Genomic DNA, 21305 nt, shown 5'->3' with positions numbered 1-21305 from the left:
ATAACCCTAAGCGGCCTTGTTCTTGTGGGAGCGGGCTTGCCCGCGAACACCGGCGCAGCCGGTGCCAGAAACCGCGTCGCCTGCTTCGCGGGCAAGCCCGCTTCCACAATGAATCGCACAGGCTTTTCAAATTTTGAGAAAGACAGTTGCGCCTACAGCGCGGCCTTGTGTCGCGATTGGCTGCAAAGCAGCCCCGATGGTTACTTGGCCAGCCCGGCCAATGGGCAATGCAGTACCAGCTTGGCCCCACCCAAAGGGCTCTCGCCAATTTCCAGACCAAACCCATGCAGGTCGACGATCGCCGCAACGATCGACAGCCCCAGGCCGAACCCGGCGTGGCGGTGGCCTTCATCACTGCGGTAGAACCGCTTCAGTACCGCCGTGCGTTCTTCTGCCGGAATACCCGGCCCGCTGTCTTCGATGGCGACGTGCACGCCGGTATCGTCCTGGGTGGCAGCCACGCGCACCTGCCCACCTTCCGGGGTGAACTTGATCGCGTTACCTACCAGGTTGGCCAGCGCCTCGAACAACAGCTCGCGGTCGCCGTGCAGTGCCGGCAAGTGCCCAGGTTGGTGCAGCTCCAGGCGAATGCCACCATCTTCAGCCAGCGGCAGGTAGAAATCGTGCAGCTCTGCCAGTAAACCCTGAGGGTCAAGCTGCACGAAGCCGGCACGGCGTTGGCGGTCTTCCAGTTCGCTGATGCGCAACAACCCACGGAAGCGCGCCATCAGGGTGTCGGTTTCGCCGATGGCCTGGTCCAGTGCCTCGGCTTGCGCGGAATCGTTGTCGCTTTGCTGGCGGATGCGGTACAGCTGGGCGCGCAGGCGGGTCAGTGGGGTGCGCAGGTCGTGGGCAATGTTGTCGCACACGCCCTTGACCTCGTGCATCAACCGCTCGATGCGGTCAAGCATGGCATTGACGATGGCGGCCAGCATGTCCAGTTCGTCGCGCCGGGCCGACAGCGGCAGGCGGTGCGTGAGGTCGCCGGCGACGATCAGCTCGGCCTGGGCCTGAATGGCCCGGATGCGTTTCAGCGGGCGGCGGCGCAGGAGGTACCAGCCGGCGAACCCAGGGATCAGGGTGAAGGAAATACCCCAGAGCAAGGCGTCGAGAATGATCCGCGTGACGACGAACAATGAGCCGTTATCGCGAAAAAGGACCAGCCAGCGACCATCCTGCACCTTGATGGCCACCGCGTCACAGCTGTCGCGGGGCATGCGCGGATCGTCGACGTCCAGGCAACGTTTCAATTCGTGGATCTTGCCATCCAGCCGCAGCCCCGGGGGCAGGGCTCGGACACTGCCGCCCAGCGGGTTGAGTTGTGCATCGAACAGGCCATAGGCGTCGAAGCTGCGTTCCTCGAAAGCCTGGCTGGCGATCAGGGCGTCGTCCAGCTGCTTGCCGCTCATGTGCGCGAACAGGTGCTGGCGCTGCAGCATGGAATGGCGGGTGAGCTTGTTCAGGTAGCTGGAAACCTCGAAGTACAGCACCCCCATGAGGATGCTGCTCCAGGCTACGAACAGAAAGCTGTACAGTGCCAGCAGGCGGCTGGTGGACGAACTCCAGCCTTTAGACGGGTTCAGCAATGGCATAGCCGGAGCCCCGCACCGTACGGATCAGCGGCGACTGGCCGGGTGAGTCGATTTTCTTGCGCAGGCGGCCGATATGCACGTCGATCAGGTTGGTACCCGGGTCGAAGTGGTAGCCCCACACTTCCTCGAAAATCATCATCCGCGTTATGACCTGGCCGCTGTGGCGCATCAGGTACTCCAGCAGTTTGTACTCGGTGGGCAGCAGGTTGAGGGTGTTGTCGCCGCGGCGGGCTTCGTGGCTGATCAGGTCCAGTTGCAGGTCGGCGACCTGCAGGCGGGTCTGGGTCATCGGCACGCTGTTGCGGCGCAGCAGCACCTCGACCCGGGCGGCCATTTCGTCGGAGGCGAATGGCTTGGTCAGGTAGTCGTCACCGCCGGCGCGCAGGCCGCGCACCCGCTCATCGACGTCGGAGAGGGCGCTGATCATCAGGATCGGTGTGGCGATCTTGAGGTTGCGCAGGGTCGTGACGATGGTCAGGCCATCGACCTCGGGCAGCATGCGGTCCAGGGTGATCAGGTCGTAACCACCGGCAATGGCCTTGGCCAGGCCTTCACGACCATTGTCGGCCCACTCCACCTCAAGGCCATGGCTGGTAAGTTCGGCGACGATTTCCTGGCCGGTGACGGCGTCGTCTTCGATGGTCAGTACGCGAGGCATGCTGGTTCCTGGGCATCTAATGGAGACTCGATTGTGCCAAAGAATAGACAACCGGCGATTTAAGAAAAATTCATCTTGCCACAACCCGCCTGGGTTCACCCATTGTGAAGACAGACGAGCATGTCGCAGCAGGCTGTGAGAGGATGTCCGTCAACACAGCCAGGACCCCGAACGCAGCCTGATGAAGACACCCAAAAGAATCGAACCCCTGATCGAAGACGGCCTCGTCGACGAAGTACTGCGGCCGTTGATGAGTGGCAAGGAAGCCGCCGTGTACGTGGTGCGTTGCGGTAGCCAGGTGCGCTGCGCCAAGGTCTATAAAGAAGCCAACAAGCGCAGTTTCCGCCAGGCCGCCGAATACCAGGAAGGCCGTAAGGTGCGCAATAGCCGCCAGGCCCGGGCCATGGCCAAGGGCAGCAAGTACGGCCGCAAAGAGGCCGAGGACGCCTGGCAGAACGCCGAAGTGGCGGCACTGTTCCGCCTGGCCGGCGCCGGGGTCCGGGTGCCCAAGCCCTATGACTTCCAGGACGGCGTGTTGCTGATGGAGCTGGTGACCGACGCCGATGGCGATGCCGCACCCCGGCTCAACGACGTGCACCTGGAGGCCGAGGAGGCGCGGGTGTTCCATGCCTTCGTCATTCGCCAGATCGTGCTCATGCTGTGTGCCGGGCTGGTCCATGGCGACCTGTCCGAATTCAATGTGCTGCTCGGCCCGGACGGGCCGGTGATCATCGACCTGCCGCAGGCAGTGGACGCCGCCGCCAACAACCACGCATTCAGCATGCTGCAGCGTGACGTGGACAACATGGCCCACTACTTCGGGCGCTTTGCCCCAGAGCTGAAGAGCACGCGCTATGCCCAGGAAATGTGGGCGTTGTACGAGGCTGGCAAGTTGCTGCCCGATACCGTGTTGACCGGCGTATTCCAGGACGACGAGCATGAAGCCGACGTTGGCGGGGTGATGCGGGAAATCGACGCCGCCCGGTTGGACGAGGCCCGGCGCCGGGCAGCGCGTGCCGAGGCGGAAAACGGCCCGGCCAAGGCCGAGGAGCCGACACCGCCCTGGCTGCAATAATGTGCTGCCGGTGCAGCCCGCTTCGCAGGTTCCCCCCCGAAGCGGGCGCCACCGGTTCAGCCAGTACCCTGCGCGGCCATTACCTTTGATGCAGGACAATATCTCGTCATCCGGCCTTTTCACTGGCCCCTGACAGGCATAAGGTATACGCCGTTCAAATTCCCTGGAGCAGTCATGTCCAACCAATTCCCCTCTGTTCGTCCTCGCCGCCTGCGCCAGAACGAGTCCCTGCGCACCGTATTCCAGGAAACCGAATTCCGCCTTGAAGACCTGATCCTGCCGATCTTCGTGGAAGAAGGCATCGACGACTTCGTGCCCATCAGCAGCATGCCCGGCGTGAACCGCATCCCTGAGAAGCGGCTGGCCCAGGAAATCGAGCGCTATGCCCGCGCCGGTATCAAATCGGTGATGACCTTCGGTGTGTCTCACCACCTGGATGCCGTTGGCAGCGACACCTGGAACGAAAACGGCCTGGTGGCGCGCATGTCGCGTATCTGCAAGGACACCGTGCCGGAAATGGTAGTGATGTCCGATACCTGTTTCTGCGAATACACCAGCCACGGGCACTGCGGCGTGCTGCATGACCAGGGCGTGGACAACGATGCCACCTTGGCCAACCTGGGCAAGCAGGCGGTGATCGCCGCCGCTGCCGGTGCCGACTTCATCGCACCTTCGGCGGCGATGGACGGCCAGGTCCAGGCCATTCGTAGCGCGCTGGACGGTGCAGGCTTCCACGACACTGCGATCATGGCCTATTCGACCAAGTTCGCCTCGTCGCTGTATGGCCCGTTCCGGGAAGCGGGTGGCACTGCGCTCAAAGGTGACCGCAAAAGCTACCAGATGAACCCGATGAACCGCCGCGAGGCCGTGCGCGAATCGCTGCTTGACGAGCAGGAAGGTGCAGACGTGCTGATGGTCAAGCCGGCCGGTGCCTACCTTGACGTGATTGCCGACATCCGTGCGGCCTCGCGCCTGCCCCTGGCGGCGTACCAGGTCAGCGGTGAGTACGCGATGATCAAGTTCGGTGGCCTGGCCGGTGCCATCGACGAAGGCCGCGTGGTGCGCGAAAGCATTGGTGCTATCAAGCGCGCCGGTGCCGACTTGATCCTGACTTACTTCGCCATGGACCTGGCCCGCGAAGGCATTTGAGCAGCAAAGCAGCTCCCCTGGCCTGGGGGCGGGCTTACCCGCCCCCAGCGCAATTCCCTACAAAAATTCATTAAGCGCTGAATTATTTTGTGTCCCGTTGTATCAGATGCCATAGAGCATTGATCGACAGGGATACAGGCATGAAATCTCGCAGGAAAAGCGTCAAACCTATTGGCCTCAAGGACATCACGATCGTCGACGATGCCAAGATGAAGAAGGCGATCACTGCCGCTGCACTGGGTAACGCCATGGAGTGGTTCGACTTCGGTGTCTATGGCTTTGTCGCCTATGCATTGGGCAAGGTGTTCTTCCCCAACGCCGACCCCAGTGTGCAGATGATCGCGGCGTTGGCCACCTTCTCGGTGCCATTCCTCATTCGCCCCCTGGGCGGGCTGTTCTTCGGCGCCCTCGGCGACAAGTTCGGCCGGCAGAAAATCCTTGCCGCCACCATCGTCATCATGTCCCTCAGCACCTTTGCCATTGGCTTGATACCGTCCTATGCCAGTATCGGCATATGGGCGCCGATACTGCTGTTGTTGGCGAAAATGGCGCAGGGCTTCTCGGTGGGCGGCGAGTACACCGGCGCGTCGATCTTCGTGGCCGAGTATGCGCCTGACCGCAAGCGCGGCTTCCTTGGCAGCTGGCTGGACTTCGGCTCGATCGCTGGCTTCGTGCTGGGCGCCGGGGTAGTGGTGCTCATTTCCACGGTGCTTGGAGAAGAAAGGTTCCTTGAATGGGGCTGGCGCCTGCCGTTCTTCCTGGCCTTGCCGCTGGGCATCATCGGCCTCTACCTGCGTAACGCACTGGAGGAAACCCCCGCGTTCCAGCAGCACGTCGACAAGATGGAGCAGGGTGACCGTGAAGGTCTGGCGTCGGGGCCCAAGGTGTCATTCAAGGAGGTGGCGACCAAGCACTGGCGTAGCCTGGTGACCTGCATTGGCGTGGTGATCGCCACCAACGTCACCTACTACATGCTGCTGACCTACATGCCCAGCTATCTGTCGCACAACCTGCACTACAGCGAAGACCATGGCGTGCTGATCATCATCGCGATCATGGTCGGCATGCTGTTCGTGCAGCCCATCATCGGCCTGCTGAGCGACAAGTTCGGCCGTCGCCCGTTTATCGTGGTCGGCAGTATCGGGCTGTTCGCCCTGGCCATTCCGGCGTTCATGCTGATCAACAGTGGTGTGCTGGGGTTGATCTTCTCCGGGCTGCTGATCATTGCCGTGCTGCTGAACTTCTTCATCGGTGTCATGGCTTCGACGTTGCCGGCGATGTTCCCCACTCACATCCGCTACAGCGCACTGGCCAGTGCCTTCAACATTTCCGTGCTGATCGCCGGCCTGACCCCGACCATCGCCGCCTGGCTGGTGGAAAGCAGCGGCAACCTGTACATGCCCGCCTACTACCTGATGGTGATCGCCGCGGTGGGCCTGGTGACCGGCCTGACCATGAAGGAAACCGCCAACAAACCGTTGCGCGGTGCCGCACCGGCGGCATCGGACATCGACGAGGCGCGGGAGCTGCTGCAGGAGCACCACGACAACATCGAGCAGAAGATCGAGGATATCGACGAGCAGATCGCCGAGCTTGAGGCCAAGCGCAAGTTGTTGGTCCAGCAGCACCCGCGCATCGATTGATCAGCGCGGCATGTAGCCACGCTGCCAGGCACGTGGAATGAACCGCGACACCAGGGCCAGCAGGCACGCCAGCACGCAACTGCCGGCCAGTGCCCGCAGGCCCAGGTGGTGTTGCAGCCAGGCGCCCAACGCGGCGCCCACCAGCATCCCTGCCCACGGCACCAGTTGCACCCGCCAGCCGTGGCGCCGCTCGCCCAGCAACCAGCGCCCAAGGCCGCGGCCGAAGCGTGACAGCGCGCCGGTGACGTAGGTCAGGCCGATGGGCAGGCCGTTCACTTGCTCGACGACCGCGTTGATCATGCCCATGGCCAGGGTCGCGGCCAGCAATGCCGGGAAGGTGGCCGCCAGTGGCCACGCTGCGGCGCCGGCCAGCAACGCCGCCACGACCACCAGCACGGGCCAGGCCCGGCGACGGAAGCCGCGCGCCAGCACTACCCCCAACGTGTTACCCGCGACAAAGCCCAGCAAAGCGCCGCTCAGGCGCAGCACCAGGGCAAGGTCAGCCTTGCTGATCGCCACCGCCAGGCGCGTGGTATTACCGCTCATGAACGAGACGAAGTCGCCCAGGGCCAGCAGGCCAATGGCGTCGGTCATGCCTGCCAGGACCGACAGGCCGGCCACCAGGCCAAGGCCCACGCGGCCACGCAGCACTTGCAGGCGCAAGCGCCTGGCTGTGCGGGTAGTAATGGGATGAGGTAGCACCGGCAGGCCTCAGGGCAACAGGTTTTCGCGGGCCAGGGTGCCTTTGATGGTGCGTTCGACCACATCCACCAGCACCATGGTCTGGTGATCGACCTCGATGTTCAGCAGATCGCCGGCAGCGTAGCTGGCGAACGTGGTCTGGCGCAGGGTTTCCGGGATCAGGTTGATGGTGACCAGGTTGTCTTCCACGTCGGCCACGGTCAGGCTGCAGCCGTTCACCCCGATGAAGCCCCGCGGGAACACGTATTTGCCCCATTGCGGCGGCATGCGGAAGCGGATGAAGGCGCCGGTCTGCTCGATCGCCAGTTCAACTATTTCTGCAGTCGTGGCGATATGGCCAGCCATCAGGTGGCCGCCGACTTCTGCGTTCATCTTCGCCGAACGTTCGATGTTAACCCCCTGGCCGGCCTTGAAATTGCGCAGGTTGGTGCGTTCCAGGGTGGCGGTCATTGCATCGAACCTGACGTGGCTGCCGTCGATCTCGGTGACGGACAAGCACGTGCCCTCGACGCTGACACTGGCGCCGATCTTCAACTCATCGAGCAGTTCCGGGGTGAGGTCGATGGTGAACTGGTTGTGGCCCGGGTAGCTGGTCACATCAAGCAGTGGGCGGACGGCCTGGACGATGCCGGTGTACATGGTGTTGCTCCTGGGCGCGAAAAGAAAACACCCGAACGCTATGCCTGTGCGGCCTCAAAAGCAAGGCGCCAACGCCCAGGTGTTGCCCAGGCAGGCCACCGGGCACACCCAGGGCGGCAACAGGGCGCTGGCCTGCTCACACATGCCCGGTGCTGTTGACGATCCGCAGGCACAGCGCTTCGTACGGGTCCAGGTTCACCAGCAAACGGCCATCCTCGGTCAGGTCGCCTTCGACCGTTTCGTTGATCATGTCCACCACCGGCCCTGGCGTGAAGCCCGTGAGCAGTAGCTCCTCGGCGATCACCTCCTGGCTGAAGTTCAATGCACTGATCTGGATGCCGCGCCCGGCCGGTAGCTCATGCACCATGACTAGCAGCCCGGGACTGCTGACCTCCGGCACCAGTACCTGGCGGCTGGTGGCAATGCCGTAGGCCTGGCGCACCGCGAGCAGTTTTTTCACCTTGCAGGCGAACGAGTCAGGGTTGTCCAGTTGGCTGTCGAGGCTGCCATACAGCGCCCGCGCCCGCGGCATGCCGCGCACAGACGTGTCCGCTTGCGGGTCGAGCCCGGCCAGGTCGTAGCCGCCGCGGTGAATCCAGCGGGTATCGCCGTCGAGCATGCGCTCGGCCACGGCTTCGCCAGGCAAGGGCAGGGCGCCGACCATGTCCCAGCCCGACAGCGCCACCACACCCGGCTGCATGGCGTTGTACATGACCAGCAGCAGGTGCAGTTTCTGGATCTGCTCGATGTCCGCCGGGCCTATCTGGTCGAGGTCGCGGATGCCCAGTGCCGCAGTGATGAGGCTGGCGGTGGTGCAGGCGATGCCATTGGTGACGAAGCGCAGGTTGTAGGGCGCATGCTCGCCCGACAGGCGTTCGTAGATTTCTTCGCGGATATGCTCGCGCAGGATGTTGCCTGGTAATGTCTGACCCTTGTACAGGTACATGTCATGGGCGTGCAGGGTCCAGAAGTGCACCAGTTCCACGGTCAGTTCGTCGTGGTTCTGCAGGGCATGGATCAGTGAGGCCGGGTCAATGCCGAAGGCGTGCATTTCCTTGAGCATCAGGCGCAGAAACTCGGTGTCGCCGGTCAGCAAGGCATGTTGGTAGGCGGGCCGGGTGATGAAATCGTAGGAAAGGTCGGCACCGCCCTTGGACATTTGCGCAATGTCATCGAGGGTCAGGTTCAGCTCCTGGAAACTGAAACCGCCGGCCTTGCGGATCATGCCACCGATCAATTGGTTGCCGACGAGCGACAGCGGGTGGCTTTCCGACCAGGCGGTGCCGTTGGCGCGGGTTTCCACCCCGAGAAAACCGTTGGCATCCAGGCGCAGGCCACGTGCACCCAGGCAATCCAGGGCGTGCAGCGCGTCGCCGATGATCATCTGCTGGGCGGCAAAGGTGGGGTCCAGCCAGTTCAGCGACGGCTGGCCTTCCTTGAAGTAGTGCAGGTAGACCCAACGCCGGGTCTTGCCGTCGACACCGGTGACCGGTGGTGTGGCGCTCCAGTCAGTTTCCTTGACCCCCGGCTCGAAGAAAATCACCCGCTGCAACTGCCCGACGATGTAATGGCGTGCCTTGAGCTCGTCGCACTGTGCGGGCAGCAGGTTGGCCGAGTCACGTCCGGCTGGCACCTCGGGCAGCAAGTGCCAGTCTTCCTCGCGTATCTCCACCATGTGATACAGGCCCGGGTAGGCGCCATAGGCCATTTCCGCCAGGCGGAAGTCGGCGCCCTTGCCGGTGTGCGAGGGGATCAGGTCGTCGATGGTCACCGCATTGTGCGCGGCGGCCATGCGGCTCATCTGGATCAGCTCCGGCTCGCTGCCATAGAGCGGGTCGATATCGAAGCTGATGCGGTCGAAATTGCCGTCCACGCTGGGCGTGAGCTCGCGGTCGCGAATACCGCCGGACAGCTTGATCGGCCCGGTGTGCAGGCCTTGAATGCCGATTTCCGACAGGCGCTTCCACAAGGCTTCATGGGCCAGGGCACCGAGCACCGAGCAGCCCTCTGGGGCGATGATGGCATCGGGGTAAACGGTCAGCCAGACCGAGGCGATTTCCGTGGCCCGGCGGGGCTGTGCCTCGGCGTAGGGTTGTTGCCACAGGCGCGACTGGCCTGAGTACAGGCTGGCGCGCTCCTGGGAAGCCTTGAGCATGGCGCGCGCTTCGAGCCATTTCACGTATGCAGGGTCGGGCTGGGTCATTTCGCGTCCTCTTTGCGTGTCGGCACCGGCTCAGGTTATGACGGCAGAGCGGTCGGATCGTTCGGCCGGGGGCCAGGCCCTGCACGAAATGCCTGGCACAGCGTGCTCAGCGCCGGGCAGCCAACTGCTGCGGTGCCAGGAAGGCACCGTGGAAGTAATTGCGCAAAGCCTGCATCGCCGGGCTGAACGCCCGCTCGCGGTGCCAGGCCAGCCCCACGCTCATGGGCGCTACCGGGTCGCTGATGGTCACTGTTTCGATGCGCTTGCCCTCCAGCGACCATGGCCGGTGCACCAGGTCTGACAAGATCGCTACGCCACTGCCATTGGCGACCATGCTGCGCACCGCCTCCACCGAACTGGTGCGCACGCGCACGCTGGGCCGTTGCCCGGCCTGCTGCCAATAGCGCATGGCGCTGTGCTCGGCTTCATCCACTGTCAACAAAATGAACGGCTCTGTGGCGACCTCGGCCAGGCTGACGGCCGAGCGTTCGCATAGGGGATGGTGCGCGGGCAGCCATAGGCGGCGCTCGGAGTTGAACAGCGTTTCTGAAACGATAGCCGGGTGGGTCAGGTTGGCGGTCAGCACCACCGCCATGTCGAAACGCCCCTCCAGCAGGCCTTGCTCGATGGCACTGCGCTCCTGTTCGTAAAGTTCCAGGGTCACGTCGGGGTGCCAGTGCTCCAGGCGTTGCAAGTGGTGCGGCAGAAAGTAGCCGATTACCGTGTAACTGGCTGCCAGGCGCAACAGGCCGCTGGAGCGTATGTCCGGCAATGGGCTGTTCAGCGCATCGTCGACGCTGCGCAGGATGACGTAGGCGCGGTTGAGGAAATGCCGGCCGGCTTCGGTCAGGTTCATGCCCTGGGCTGAACGCTGGAACAGCAACACGCCGAGCATGGCCTCCAGCTCTTTGATTGCCGTGGTGACCGCCGACTGGGAAATATTGAGGTGGATGGCAGCTTGAGAGATCTGGCCGATTTCGGCAGTGGCGACAAAGTAGCGCACCTGGCGCAAGGTAAGTGACACGGCAGGCTCCCGGGGTATCTGTTTTTCCGAAGACACCCATTCTGTTTATAGATCTTCCCAAGGGGTAGGGGAGAATCTAACGTGGCTTGCATGCAGCCACAAGCGCCAGGGAGATACGGTCATGCAAGCAGTGGATTTCAACTCGGACATGGGCGAGGGCTTTGGCCCATGGACCATTGGCGACGGCGTGGATGACGAGCTGATGGGCTACATCAGCAGCGCCAATATCGCCACCGGTTTTCATGCCGGCGACCCCGGCACCATGCGCCGTACGGTCGAGCGGGCCAAGGCCCTGGGGGTTGCCGTGGGGGCACACCCGGGGTTCCGCGACCTGGTCGGTTTCGGTCGCCGGCACATCAACGCATCGGCGCAGGAACTGGTCGACGACATGCTCTACCAGCTCGGGGCGCTGCGTGAAATCGCCCGGGCCCAGGGCGTGAACCTGCAGCACATCAAACCCCACGGGGCGCTTTACATGCACCTGGCCCGGGACGAGCAAGCTGCACGCTTGCTGGTGGAAAACCTGCGGCTGATCGAACCGCAGTTATTGCTGTTCTGCATGCCCGGCTCGGTGATCTGCCGCATTGCCCAGGAGCTTGGTCAGCCGGTGGTGCGCGAGTTCTATGCCGACCGCGAGTACGACCTGAGCGGCTCGATCGTGTTCACCCGTAACGTAAGGGGCTACCAGCCTTTGGCGGTCGCCGAGCGCGTACTGCGGGCTTGTCGGCAAGGTGTGGTGCGCACTGTCGAGGGCCAGGACCTGGCCATCGAGTTCGACTCCATTTGCCTGCACAGTGACACGCCGGGCGCCCTCGACCTGGTCGAGGCCACGCGCAAGGCGCTGGACCAGGCTGGCATCGTGGTGCGTTCACCACGCTGACGCTGGCATCCGGCAGCCACAGGCCGGAGCCTGATCCTGTTGTTTTCGCCTGCCTTTCTATAAAGATTTCAAGAAAAGGAACAGTCATGGCCGAATCGCTTGCTACAACGCCTATTCGCTACAGCTTCGGCGCCGACGAGCACCTGTTTGCCGAGGTCAGCGAGAGCATGTCGCTGGAAGCCTTCTTCAAAGGTATGGCCGTCACCCGTGCGGTAGAGCGCCTGGCGCTGGACGGCGTGCTGGATGTGTGCCTGGCCAATGCGTCGTTCCAGGTGCGTTTCGACCCCGACCGCATCGCCCCCGATGCCCTGCTGGCAGCGGTGCGCGGTGCCGAAGCGCAGGCGGTGGCCGAGCGTTCGTTGCATACCCGCATCATCGAGATTCCGGTGCTGTACAACGACCCCTGGACCCACGAAACCTTGATGCGCTTCCGTGACCGCCACCAGGACCCGGCCAGCACCGACCTGGAGTACGCGGCCCGCATCAATGGCCTGGCCGATGTCGACGCGTTCATTGCGGCGCACAGCGGTGCACCGTGGTTCGTTTCCATGGTCGGCTTCGTCGCCGGCCTGCCGTTCATGTTCCAGATGGTCGAGCGCCAGCGGCAGTTGCAGGTGCCCAAGTACCTGCGGCCGCGTACCGACACGCCCCGCCTGACCCTGGGCCATGGCGGTTGTTTCGGTTGCATCTATTCGGTGCGCGGCGCGGGCGGTTACCAGATGTTCGGCGTCACCCCGGCACCGATCTACGACCCGCAACAGACCTTGAACTACCTCAAGGAGCACATGGTGTTCTTCCGCCCAGGTGACATCGTGCAATTCAAACCCATCGACCGCCGCGCTTATGACCAGGCAGTGGCTGAGGTGGAGGAGGGCCGTTTCGATCTGCGCATTCGCCCGGTGGTGTTTTCCCTGGACGCATTCCTTGCCGACCCGGTCGGCTACCCGAAATCGCTGCAGGAGGTGCTGGTATGATCAAGGTACTCAAACCGGGCCTGGCGACCTCCGTGCAGGACCTGGGGCGCGAAGGCTATTACCACCTGGGCATTCCGCCATCTGGCGCGCTCGACCAGTATGCCCTGAGCGCAGCCAACTACCTGGTGGGCAACCCGCCGGGCGCTGCCGGGCTGGAATGTGCGCTGGTCGGCCCTGAACTTGAGTTCCAGGCAGATGCGCTGGTGGCAGTGTGCGGTGCGCAGATGCCCGCCTTGCTCGATGGCCGCGGGCAGCGGCCGGACACGGCATTTGCCGTGCGCGCCGGGCAGGTGCTGCGTTTCAGCTTCCCGACGGCGGGCGCGCGGGCCTACCTGGCAGTGGCGGGGGGTATTGATGTGGCCGAGGTGCTGGGGAGCCGATCGACCTACGCGCTAGGGGCCTTGGGTGGCTTCCAGGGGCGCAAGTTGCTGGCCGGTGACCTGTTGCCGGTCGGTACGCCCACCGGCAACGGCCGCGCCGGCGCAAGCCTGCCGATGGCACTGCGTCAGGCCCTGGGCGGCGAAGTGGTGCTGCGGGTGGTGCCGGGGTTGTATTTTCACCGGCTGACCGAGGCTGCTGCGCAAAGCTTCTTCACCGAAGCCTGGACGGTAGGCTCCGAGGCGGATCGCATCGGCTACCGCTACAAAGGTGGCAGTGCCTTGAGTTTCCAGCCACGGGAGCAACCGTTCGGTGCTGGTTCGGACCCTTCCAACATCGTCGACAGCTGTTACCCCATCGGCTCGATCCAAGTACCGGCCGGGCTGGAGCCGATCATCCTGCACCGGGATGCCGTATCGGGCGGTGGCTACGCCATGATTGGCACGGTGATCAGCGCCGACCTCGACCTTATCGGGCAGATGCAGCCGAATCAGCAGGCACGCTTTCTGAAAGTCAGCCTGGAGCAGGCGTTGGAGGCACGCCGCTCTTACAAGAAGAAGCTGGCGTGCCTGGCCCGGTTGTTCAGCTGAACGGATGACAACTTGCCGATGCGGGGGGCAAGGGCCGCCAACCCCGCTCGGCCATTTACGCAGGTTGCTCGGCCAAGCCGTTACTGACGTTGCGCCCCAGCACCAGAACGGTGACGAAGCCACAGCCCACTAGCGCCGTGGCCAGGCTCAAGAGCACCGCAGTGCCCATATGGTCCACCACTTGCCCGCCAAAGAACGAGCCCACGGCAATGATCACCTGGAACAAGGCAACGAACAGCGGCATGCCCCGCTCGACATCTTTGGGTGCGACCACGAACATCCAGATATTGGCGCAGGCCGGGAACGCGCCGAAGGCAAACCCCCATAGCGCAATCAGCATCGCCGCGCCGGTCAGGCCGGTGGCGAAGTACGGAAACAGCGCTGTGCTGGCGGCGATCAGCAGTGCCACCAGCATCAGCGAATGGCGCACACTGCGGTTGGCTGCGAAGCCGGCGAAGATATTGCCCATGAACCCGGCCACGCCATACAGCAGCAACAATGAGCCGATGGTCGGGCCGTCGAAGCCGGCGTTCTGTTTGAAGAACGGCGCTACATAGGTGTAGGCGGCAAAGTGCGCCAGGCCAATCAACAGCACGGCGATCAGGCCAACGCGCGCTTGCGGGTTGATGAACAGCGCCGGCAGGTCGCGCACGGCAATGGCTTTTTCGGGCAACAGCCGCGGCAGCAGCAACACCTGCGCCAAGAGCACGGGCACGCCCACCAATGCAGTCACCAGGAAGGTCATTCGCCAACCCAGTAGGCCACTCAGCCAGGTGCCTACCGGCACGCCCACCACCGTCGCCAGGGTCACCCCGGCCATGATGATCGAGTTGGCCTTGGCCACGCCGACGCCCTCAGGTGCCAGGCGCCCGCTGAGGGCGATGGCCGTGGCCCAGAAGCCGCCGATGCTGACACCCAACAGTACCCGGCCGACCAGTAGCAGGCTGAAGTCGCCCGCATAGGCGACGATGCCGTTGGCGATGATCATGATCAGCGTCAGGCCGATCAGGAGGTAGCGCCGGTCCAGCGCGCCAACGCCCACGGAAATGGCCGGGGCGGCCAGCGCGGCCATGATGCCGGGCAGGGTGACCATCAGGCCGGCGAAGCCTGCACTGATACCCAGGTCGCTGGCGACATCGTTGAGAACGCCCACTGGCAGAAATTCGCTGGTGACCAGGGCGAAGGCGCCAATGGCGACCGAGAGGATCGCCAGCCACTGCTGGGTCACGCTCTGTTGATTATGTTCAGGACGGCCCCGTGGGGCCTGGCTGGCACTTGGCATGGTGGTGAATTCCAAGGAGGGATGACGCCTGTAGCAGGCGCGGGAGGGGGGATTGGCCGGGGATTATAGGGATGGGTGTGGGCGGCCGACAGGCGAACGGCGTGATAGTGAACATTAGCGCCATCGATGAAACGCTGGGCGCAGAGCGGTTGCTGGCGAATGACGCGTTGGCATGCAGACCGCCGACCCAAAATATTGCATGAGTCGTCTTGATGCTTTCACATAGCGGTACTAATACTAAACCACGGCCGCAGAGGGATGATCATGCAAACACGCTTCGTTGTGGTTCCCGCAGTGCCGCTGAAGAAAGAGTTTCAGCCTCGGCGGCTTGGCTTTCCGACTGCATTGGGCGAGGGTTACGACCTCTACGATACGCAAGACAAGGTGCGTTTGAGCTTGAACTTTGGCACCCGAGCCCAGGCGGAATTCGAGTGTGACTGCCGCAACCGCTGCCCGGATGCCGACGCTGCGGAGATCGCCGGCATGGTTTGATCACGTACGGCTGGCCCTCACCAAGCGGTGAGGGGGCAATCAGCCGTGCTTGCGCAGGGCTGCGACCAGTTCGGCCTTGGTCATCCTGGAGCGGCCTTTTATCGCTTTGCCACGGGCTTCCTTCAGCAGGCTTTCCTTTGTCTGGCTTTCCAGCGAGCTGCCAGATGAACGCGCCTGCCCCTGGCGGGTGTGTGCTGCCCGCCTGGCCGAATCGGCGCGGGCGGTTTTCTTCTCGCTGGCAGAGGTGCTGCTCCCCGAACCGCCTTGCTTTTCACCGCCGCCGGATTGCTTGTTGACCGTGGCCCAGGCGCGCGCTTCGGCTTCCTCTTTGGGCAGGCCTTTATCCTCGTAGCCGTGCTCGATGTGCTCGGCCTTGCGCTTCTGTTTTTCGGTGTACTTGCCTTTGTCGCCGCGTGGCATGGTGTTCACTCCTGCAGTTATACCTGAACGGTTGAGACGCTCCCCGCCAGAGAGTGCCGGTCACTGGACGAGCGGCAGCGCGGCCGTGCATCGACGACAACCGCCCCTGTGGGAGATTCTCTGGTTTCGGGCAAGGGTAGCCGCAGCATTTTTAGCGCCTGTGAGATCGAGCGCCGCCCGCGCGGCGCATCGCGAGCTGCGCTCGATCGCACAGGCGCTGCATACCTTGTGGCATACACCTGTCCGAATCGGGATCAACGAACGGCCTGCCTTTCAATGGTCACAAAGCTGTAACACAGCTGATGCAAAGTGTGCCGGCCATCACAAGGAGCGCTTTTCGATGATTCGCCTGATGAAGTCTGCTGCACTCGCCGTTGCCGTTTCGCTTTGCGCCACTTCTGCTGCATTTGCTGCTGAAAACGTACGCCTGACCGGTTCCGGCGCCAGCTTCCCGGCACCGATCTACCTGACCTGGTTCAAAGATTTCAGCAAGAACACAGCGGGCGTTACCGTTGATTACCAGTCCAAGGGGAGTGGCGCGGGCGTTCAGGACTTCCTGAACAAGACCGTCGACTTCGCCGCCAGCGACTCGGCCATGAGCGAGGCCGACATCGCCAAGGTTGCCGAAGGCGTCCAGTTGCTGCCGATGACCGCCGGCGAAATCGTCCTGGCTTACAACCTGCCCGGCAACCCCAAGGGCCTGAAGTTGCCGCGCGATGTGTACTCGAACATCTTCCTCGGCAAGATCACCCAGTGGAACGACCCGAAAATTGCCGCTGCCAACCCACAGATGAAGCTGCCTGACCTGCCCATCACCGTAGTGGTACGTGCCGACTCCAGTGGCACCAACGCCGTATTCACCAAGCACCTGTCGGCCATCAACGCCGACTTCAAGAGCACCTTGGGTGAGGGCAACACGGTCAACTGGCCAGCGACCGACAAGTTCATCAAATCGCCGAAGAACGACGGGGTGACCGCTACCGTTCGCCAGACCCCAGGTGCCATTGGCTACATCGAGTACGGCTTCGCCAAGCTGGCCAAGGTGGACTTCGCTGCCCTGGAAAACAAGGCTGGCCAGTACGTGGTGCCGAATGCCGAAAGCGGTGCCGAGGCCCTGGCAGCGGTGAAACTGCCGGAAAACCTGGTCGCCAACCTGCCCGACCCGGAAGGCGCCAAGTCCTACCCGATCACCTCCTATACCTGGATGATCTTCCGCAAGGACAACGGCAACCCGGCAAAGGCCAAGGCCATGCGTGAGATGGTCGAGTACGGCCTGACCCAGGGCCAGAAGATTGCCGACTCCATGGGCTACATCCCGCTGCCGCCATCGGTTGTCGACCAGGTGCGCAAAGCGTCTGCAAACATCCAGTAACACCCAGGCGCTCCCGGCAGCGGCATGAAGCCATGCCGGGGGTGTTTGTCCCTTGTCCCGGAATACGCCATGAACACACCTTTTGCCATACCGGATAATCCCGATTCCGCGTGCCAGCCGCCGTCTACGAAAGACTTTCTGGTCGACCGCACCTTCCGTGCGCTTGCCCGTATCGGGGTGGTGCTGGTACTGGCGCTGGTTTTCGCGCTGGTCTACGAAGTGGGCCGCAAGGCACTGCCCGGCATTGAAAAGCACGGTTTCGACGTGCTCCTGGGCACTGTCTGGGATGTAAACCAAGGCAAGTACGGTATTCTGCCGGCGATCTGGGGTACGCTCTACAGCGCGTTCATCGCCCTGTTGATTGCCGGTTTCTTCGGCGTCAGCATGGCCATTTTCCTCACCCAGGATTTCCTTCCGGCCAGGCTTGCCGCGGTGTTCCGCACCATCGTCGAGCTGCTCGCCGCCATCCCCAGCGTGGTCTATGGCCTCTGGGGCATCTATGTGGTCATCCCGGCCATTCGCCCCCTGACCACCTGGTTGAACAGCGAGCTGGGCTGGATCCCGTTTTTTGGCACCTCCCTCAGCGGGCCCGGCCTGCTGCCGGCCGCACTGGTTCTGGCGATCATGATCCTGCCGACCATTGCTGCCGTTTCGCAAGACGCGCTGACCAGCGTGCCGATGAAAACCAAGCAGGCCGCCTACGGCATGGGCACCACGCACTGGGAGGCCATCCTGAAAGTGATGGTGCCTTCTGCGGCCACCGGTATCTTTGGCTCGCTGGTGCTGGGCCTTGGCCGGGCACTGGGCGAAACCATGGCGCTGGCCATGCTGGTGGGCAATGCCAACACCATTTCCGTGTCCTTGTTCGCCCCGGCCAATACCTTGGCGGCGCTGCTGGCGCTGAACTTCCCGGAAGCCGGCCCGAACGAGATCGAAGTGCTGATGTATGCGGCACTGGTACTGATGTTCATCACCCTGCTGGTGAACGTGCTTGGCTCGATGATCATGCTCTACGCCCAGCGGGGGAATAAACAATGACCAACCTGACAACCCCTGCCGCCGCGTTGCCCAGCTTGCAGCGCCGGCTCGAAGGCCGCGCCCTGCGCAGCCTGGTATTGACCATCCTGGCCTGGTTGGCCGCGTTGCTGGCCAGTGTGCCGCTGATTTCCGTGCTGTACATGCTGATCACCCGCGGCGGCGCCCGCCTGAACCTGGAAGTGTTTACCGAACTGCCGCCGACGGGGTTCGAGATGGGCGGCGGCTTCGGCAACGCCATGGCCGGTACCTTCGTCATGGTCGGCATCGCTGCCGCCATCGCGGTACCGGTGGGTATCCTGGCCGCGGTGTTCCTTGCCGAGCTGGGCCCGGACAGCAAGCTGGCCAACGCTGCAAGGTTTGCCGCCAAGATGCTCACCGGCCTGCCATCGATCCTGGCCGGTGTGTTTGCCTACGCTCTGGTGGTAATGACTACCGGCACCTATTCGGCACCGGCAGGCGGGGTAGCACTGGCGGTGCTGATGCTGCCGATTGTGGTACTGACCGCCGAAGAGGCGATGAAGATGGTACCCAAGATCATGAAGGACGCTGCCTACGGCATGGGCTGCACCCGTGCCCAGGTCATCTGCAAGATCGTGCTGCCCACCGGCTTGCCGGCCATTCTCACCGGCGTAATGCTGGCCGTGGCCCGCGCCGCAGGTGAAACCGCGCCATTGCTGTTCACCGCGCTGTTCAGCAACTACTGGATCTACCACAACGGTGACCTGGCAGTGATGAACCCCACTGCCTCGCTGGCGGTGCTGATCTACAACTTCTCTGGCATGCCGTTCGACAACCAGCTGGAGCTCGCCTGGGCGGCCTCGCTGGTGCTGGTCATGATCGTGCTGGTCATTAACATCCTTAGCCGTGTATTCGGCAAGCCCAAGTATTGAGAACAGGGAGCATCCATCTTGAACGTATCCACCGCACAACGTGCCGCTCCCGTGGCCAGCGAAGCCACACCCATCGTCATGGACTGCAAGCTGGACAAGATCTTCTACGGCAACTTCATGGCCGTGCGCGACAGCCATGTGCCGATCCGCAAGAACGAGATTACCGGCTTCATCGGCCCGTCCGGCTGCGGCAAGAGCACCGTGCTGCGTAGCCTGAACCGCATGAACGACCTGGTGAAAGGCTTCCGCTTCGAGGGCCACGTGCACTTCCTGGGCCAGGATGTGTATGGCAAGGGCGTAGACCCGGTAGTGGTGCGCCGCTACATCGGCATGGTGTTTCAGCAGCCCAATCCGTTTTCCATGAGCATTTTCGACAACGTTGCCTTTGGCCTGCGCCTGAACCGCTACAAGGGCGACCTGGGCGACCGCGTGAAACACGCCCTGCAAGGCGCGGCGCTGTGGGACGAAGTGAAGGATAAGCTCAAGGTCAGCGGCCTGTCGTTGTCCGGCGGCCAGCAGCAGCGCCTGTGTATCGCCCGGGCCATTGCCACCGAGCCGGAAGTGCTGCTGCTGGACGAGCCGTGCTCGGCACTTGACCCCATTGCCACCCGCCGCGTGGAAGAGCTGATGGTCGAGCTGAAGAAGGACTACACCATCGCCCTGGTGACCCACAACATGCAGCAGGCGATTCGCGTTGCCGACACCACGGCGTTCTTCTCGGTCGATATCTCGCAGGGTACCCGTACCGGCTACCTGGTCGAGATGGGGCCGACCGCGCAGATCTTCCAGAACCCACGTGAACAACTGACCAGTGATTACATCAGCGGCAAGTTCAGCTGACCCATCGCTGCACAAGGGGGCGGTGCTGCAACCAGGGAGGTTGCGGCAGTGCCCGCACAACCTTTGGTTAAAGTGTTACCCAGGATTTCCAATGCAACCGATGCGTCGATTAGATCTGTCTGCGGTAGAGCGCGCACTGCGCGAGGTGCAGGGCCATTTTGCCGAGCTGAGCCAACATTTTACCGAACCGCGGGACCCGTTCACCGACGAGGTGCTGCTGAATGTGGTTGAAGGCTACGCGCTGATTGACGACTATGTCGCTCGCGGAATAGACCTGTTCGACCTGCAACAGCTGAACCTGATGCTGGAAATCAACGCCACGGTGCTGTGCGGCCGTGACCCGGCCCGGCGCGAGGAGTTCGCGGCGCACCTGGCCGCAACCGAAGCGCATTTTTTCAACAATGTGGAAGGTGGCATCAAGGACTTGCACAACTGGTATTGCGCCTACCGCAGCGATTCGATCTGGAAGCGGGCAGCCGGTGTGTACGTACGTATCCTCAGCAAGCCACAGCTGTTCATCGAAGGTAACAACCGCACCGGCTCGCTCATTGTCAGTTACCTGCTGATGCGAGCCGGGCTGCCGCCATTCGTGCTGTCGCTGGACAACGCCGAGGGCTACTTCAACCCGTCCTCGGTCATACGTAATTCCGCCAAACACGGTGTCAAGGCTTTGTACGAACTGCCCAAGATCAAGAAAAAGTACGCCGCGTTCCTCGAAGCCAAGGCGCCTGCGCCCGGCAAGTTCTTCCTGGGCGCCACCCCGGTGCCTGTTTGCGCGGGAGGGCGCTGATGCAACCGTTCACCCTGATAGAGCGCGGGCGGCAGGCCATCGAGCGCAAGCTCAAGCGTGGCCAGGTGCGCATTTCGTTCGATATCGACGACACCCTGGCCTGCCAGCCTGAGCACGCGGCCGCCGAGCACAGCAGGTTGCCGGGCTTCGTCCACCGTTGGCTCGGTGAGCCCCTGCGCAGCGGTACCCGCGAGCTGATTCGCGACCTGCGCCGCCAGGGCTGCAGCATCTGGATCTATACCTCGTCCGGGCGCACCCCAGCGTACATCCGCCGTTGGTTGCTGCTGTACGGCATTCATGTCGACGGGGTGGTCAACAGTGACCGCCACCAGCACATATTGGCCCAGAATGGCCTGGAGCATTCCCCGTCAAAATTGCCTTCGGCGTTCGATATCGACCTGCATGTGGATGACTCCGAAGGCGTGCGGCTGGAAGGCGTGGACCATGGTTTCCGCGTTGTGGTGGTGTGCCCGCAGGACCAGCACTGGGCGCAGAAGGTCAGGGCCGCAGCGGTGGACGTGCAGGCCCGCCTGGCCCGGCAGCAGCCACACCGCTACGAGATGCCCGCGTGCCCGCGTTCGCAGGCACTGGCTTCCTGAACCGTCGTGTAATTGGGGCTGCCCTGCAGCCCATCGCCGGCAAGCCAGCTCCCACAGGGACCGCATCAGGGCTGA

Annotated in this window: 21 protein-coding genes; 13 read left to right on the top strand and 8 right to left on the bottom strand. The window is 63.1% G+C overall.

From position 1 onward, the window contains the following. Positions 1-200 precede the first annotated feature (200 nt). Both ACF8SD_RS20900 and ACF8SD_RS20895 read right to left on the bottom strand, forming a co-directional pair. Positions 201-1592: a sensor histidine kinase gene (locus ACF8SD_RS20900; RefSeq protein WP_392483851.1), complete on the bottom strand. Its 1392-nt coding sequence runs from the start codon at positions 1590-1592 to the stop codon at positions 201-203. Beyond that, positions 1570-2250, bottom strand: a complete 681-nt coding sequence (locus ACF8SD_RS20895) for a response regulator transcription factor (RefSeq protein WP_047149773.1) — start codon at positions 2248-2250, stop codon at positions 1570-1572. Before ACF8SD_RS20895 ends, ACF8SD_RS20900 begins: the two co-directional genes overlap by 23 nt. Positions 2251-2431: 181 nt before the next feature. Between ACF8SD_RS20895 and ACF8SD_RS20890 the strand changes: the two genes are divergently transcribed. From ACF8SD_RS20890 to proP, 3 genes are all read left to right on the top strand, one after another. Next, entirely contained in the window at positions 2432-3325 is an 894-nt protein-coding gene (locus ACF8SD_RS20890) for a PA4780 family RIO1-like protein kinase (RefSeq protein WP_029887702.1), read from the top strand. 174 nt (positions 3326-3499) lie between these two features. Next, complete coding sequence (gene hemB / locus ACF8SD_RS20885) at positions 3500-4474, top strand: porphobilinogen synthase (protein ID WP_173889429.1); 975 nt, start codon at positions 3500-3502, stop codon at positions 4472-4474. Positions 4475-4614: 140 nt separating this feature from the next. Continuing rightward, the gene (gene proP / locus ACF8SD_RS20880) at positions 4615-6117 is read left to right on the top strand and encodes a glycine betaine/L-proline transporter ProP (RefSeq protein ID WP_009682151.1); all 1503 of its coding nucleotides are present in this window, start codon (positions 4615-4617) and stop codon (positions 6115-6117) included. Here proP and ACF8SD_RS20875 read toward each other — a convergent pair whose 3' ends face one another. From ACF8SD_RS20875 to ACF8SD_RS20860, 4 genes are all read right to left on the bottom strand, one after another. Then, positions 6118-6819 (bottom strand): YoaK family protein, encoded by a 702-nt coding sequence (locus ACF8SD_RS20875; RefSeq protein WP_173889427.1) that lies wholly within the window; start codon positions 6817-6819, stop codon positions 6118-6120. A 9-nt stretch (positions 6820-6828) separates the two neighbouring features. Further along, entirely contained in the window at positions 6829-7458 is a 630-nt protein-coding gene (locus tag ACF8SD_RS20870; RefSeq protein ID WP_173889425.1) for a riboflavin synthase subunit alpha, read from the bottom strand. A 136-nt stretch (positions 7459-7594) separates the two neighbouring features. Beyond that, on the bottom strand, positions 7595-9661 hold the full coding sequence (treS, locus tag ACF8SD_RS20865) for a maltose alpha-D-glucosyltransferase (RefSeq protein ID WP_173889424.1): 2067 nt from the start codon (positions 9659-9661) through the stop codon (positions 7595-7597). Between the two features lie 106 nt (positions 9662-9767). After that, positions 9768-10685 carry a LysR family transcriptional regulator gene (locus ACF8SD_RS20860; RefSeq protein ID WP_392483850.1) on the bottom strand — a complete coding sequence of 306 codons (918 nt, stop codon included), beginning with the start codon at positions 10683-10685 and terminating at the stop codon, positions 9768-9770. Positions 10686-10806: 121 nt separating this feature from the next. On the opposite strand from ACF8SD_RS20860, the gene ACF8SD_RS20855 reads away from it, so the two are divergent. The 3 genes from ACF8SD_RS20855 to ACF8SD_RS20845 all read left to right on the top strand — a co-directional run bounded on the left by ACF8SD_RS20855 (position 10807) and on the right by ACF8SD_RS20845 (position 13507). Then, positions 10807-11565 carry a 5-oxoprolinase subunit PxpA gene (locus ACF8SD_RS20855; protein WP_173889420.1) on the top strand — a complete coding sequence of 253 codons (759 nt, stop codon included), beginning with the start codon at positions 10807-10809 and terminating at the stop codon, positions 11563-11565. Positions 11566-11651: 86 nt separating this feature from the next. After that, positions 11652-12539: an allophanate hydrolase subunit 1 gene (locus ACF8SD_RS20850; protein ID WP_173889418.1), complete on the top strand. Its 888-nt coding sequence runs from the start codon at positions 11652-11654 to the stop codon at positions 12537-12539. After that, positions 12536-13507: a biotin-dependent carboxyltransferase family protein gene (locus tag ACF8SD_RS20845; protein ID WP_173889416.1), complete on the top strand. Its 972-nt coding sequence runs from the start codon at positions 12536-12538 to the stop codon at positions 13505-13507. Before ACF8SD_RS20850 ends, ACF8SD_RS20845 begins: the two co-directional genes overlap by 4 nt. Positions 13508-13562: 55 nt before the next feature. Here ACF8SD_RS20845 and ACF8SD_RS20840 read toward each other — a convergent pair whose 3' ends face one another. Then, on the bottom strand, positions 13563-14789 hold the full coding sequence (locus tag ACF8SD_RS20840; protein ID WP_392483852.1) for an MFS transporter: 1227 nt from the start codon (positions 14787-14789) through the stop codon (positions 13563-13565). A gap of 258 nt (positions 14790-15047) precedes the next feature. On the opposite strand from ACF8SD_RS20840, the gene ACF8SD_RS20835 reads away from it, so the two are divergent. After that, positions 15048-15281, top strand: a complete 234-nt coding sequence (locus ACF8SD_RS20835) for a hypothetical protein (protein WP_173889414.1) — start codon at positions 15048-15050, stop codon at positions 15279-15281. Between the two features lie 39 nt (positions 15282-15320). On the opposite strand, the gene ACF8SD_RS20830 is transcribed toward ACF8SD_RS20835, so the two are convergent. Next, entirely contained in the window at positions 15321-15701 is a 381-nt protein-coding gene (locus ACF8SD_RS20830; protein WP_173889413.1) for a termination factor Rho, read from the bottom strand. Between the two features lie 340 nt (positions 15702-16041). On the opposite strand from ACF8SD_RS20830, the gene pstS reads away from it, so the two are divergent. From pstS to ACF8SD_RS20800, 6 genes are all read left to right on the top strand, one after another. Next, on the top strand, positions 16042-17073 hold the full coding sequence (pstS, locus tag ACF8SD_RS20825) for a phosphate ABC transporter substrate-binding protein PstS (RefSeq protein ID WP_009681759.1): 1032 nt from the start codon (positions 16042-16044) through the stop codon (positions 17071-17073). A gap of 69 nt (positions 17074-17142) precedes the next feature. Then, complete coding sequence (gene pstC, locus ACF8SD_RS20820) at positions 17143-18111, top strand: phosphate ABC transporter permease subunit PstC (protein ID WP_173889411.1); 969 nt, start codon at positions 17143-17145, stop codon at positions 18109-18111. Next, complete coding sequence (gene pstA, locus ACF8SD_RS20815) at positions 18108-19001, top strand: phosphate ABC transporter permease PstA (protein ID WP_009681761.1); 894 nt, start codon at positions 18108-18110, stop codon at positions 18999-19001. Before pstC ends, pstA begins: the two co-directional genes overlap by 4 nt. 78 nt (positions 19002-19079) lie before the next feature. Next, entirely contained in the window at positions 19080-19841 is a 762-nt protein-coding gene (gene pstB / locus ACF8SD_RS20810) for a phosphate ABC transporter ATP-binding protein PstB (protein WP_017148287.1), read from the top strand. 91 nt (positions 19842-19932) lie between these two features. After that, positions 19933-20631, top strand: a complete 699-nt coding sequence (locus ACF8SD_RS20805; protein ID WP_173889407.1) for a hypothetical protein — start codon at positions 19933-19935, stop codon at positions 20629-20631. After that, positions 20631-21230, top strand: a complete 600-nt coding sequence (locus ACF8SD_RS20800) for an HAD family hydrolase (RefSeq protein WP_173889405.1) — start codon at positions 20631-20633, stop codon at positions 21228-21230. The genes ACF8SD_RS20805 and ACF8SD_RS20800 overlap by 1 nt, the downstream gene beginning before the upstream one ends. The last annotated feature ends 75 nt before the right edge of the window (positions 21231-21305 follow it).

This window comes from Pseudomonas sp. CJQ_9 (genome assembly GCF_043106615.1).
GTDB lineage: Bacteria > Pseudomonadota > Gammaproteobacteria > Pseudomonadales > Pseudomonadaceae > Aquipseudomonas > Aquipseudomonas juntendi.
This window is presented reverse-complemented; position numbering and strand designations above follow the sequence as displayed.

Excerpts from the sequence above, each read along its gene's own strand:
- ACF8SD_RS20900 (WP_392483851.1), bottom strand. The coding sequence starts at position 1,592 with ATGCCATTGCTGAACCCGTCTAAAGGCTGGAGTTCGTCCACCAGCCGC.
- ACF8SD_RS20895 (WP_047149773.1), bottom strand. The coding sequence starts at position 2,250 with ATGCCTCGCGTACTGACCATCGAAGACGACGCCGTCACCGGCCAGGAA.
- ACF8SD_RS20890 (WP_029887702.1), top strand. The coding sequence starts at position 2,432 with ATGAAGACACCCAAAAGAATCGAACCCCTGATCGAAGACGGCCTCGTC.
- hemB (WP_173889429.1), top strand. The coding sequence starts at position 3,500 with ATGTCCAACCAATTCCCCTCTGTTCGTCCTCGCCGCCTGCGCCAGAAC.
- proP (WP_009682151.1), top strand. The coding sequence starts at position 4,615 with ATGAAATCTCGCAGGAAAAGCGTCAAACCTATTGGCCTCAAGGACATC.
- ACF8SD_RS20870 (WP_173889425.1), bottom strand. The coding sequence starts at position 7,458 with ATGTACACCGGCATCGTCCAGGCCGTCCGCCCACTGCTTGATGTGACC.
- treS (WP_173889424.1), bottom strand. The coding sequence starts at position 9,661 with ATGACCCAGCCCGACCCTGCATACGTGAAATGGCTCGAAGCGCGCGCC.
- ACF8SD_RS20855 (WP_173889420.1), top strand. The coding sequence starts at position 10,807 with ATGCAAGCAGTGGATTTCAACTCGGACATGGGCGAGGGCTTTGGCCCA.
- ACF8SD_RS20850 (WP_173889418.1), top strand. The coding sequence starts at position 11,652 with ATGGCCGAATCGCTTGCTACAACGCCTATTCGCTACAGCTTCGGCGCC.
- ACF8SD_RS20845 (WP_173889416.1), top strand. The coding sequence starts at position 12,536 with ATGATCAAGGTACTCAAACCGGGCCTGGCGACCTCCGTGCAGGACCTG.
- ACF8SD_RS20840 (WP_392483852.1), bottom strand. The coding sequence starts at position 14,789 with ATGCCAAGTGCCAGCCAGGCCCCACGGGGCCGTCCTGAACATAATCAA.
- ACF8SD_RS20835 (WP_173889414.1), top strand. The coding sequence starts at position 15,048 with ATGATCATGCAAACACGCTTCGTTGTGGTTCCCGCAGTGCCGCTGAAG.
- ACF8SD_RS20830 (WP_173889413.1), bottom strand. The coding sequence starts at position 15,701 with ATGCCACGCGGCGACAAAGGCAAGTACACCGAAAAACAGAAGCGCAAG.
- pstS (WP_009681759.1), top strand. The coding sequence starts at position 16,042 with ATGATTCGCCTGATGAAGTCTGCTGCACTCGCCGTTGCCGTTTCGCTT.
- pstC (WP_173889411.1), top strand. The coding sequence starts at position 17,143 with ATGAACACACCTTTTGCCATACCGGATAATCCCGATTCCGCGTGCCAG.
- pstA (WP_009681761.1), top strand. The coding sequence starts at position 18,108 with ATGACCAACCTGACAACCCCTGCCGCCGCGTTGCCCAGCTTGCAGCGC.
- pstB (WP_017148287.1), top strand. The coding sequence starts at position 19,080 with ATGGACTGCAAGCTGGACAAGATCTTCTACGGCAACTTCATGGCCGTG.
- ACF8SD_RS20805 (WP_173889407.1), top strand. The coding sequence starts at position 19,933 with ATGCAACCGATGCGTCGATTAGATCTGTCTGCGGTAGAGCGCGCACTG.
- ACF8SD_RS20800 (WP_173889405.1), top strand. The coding sequence starts at position 20,631 with ATGCAACCGTTCACCCTGATAGAGCGCGGGCGGCAGGCCATCGAGCGC.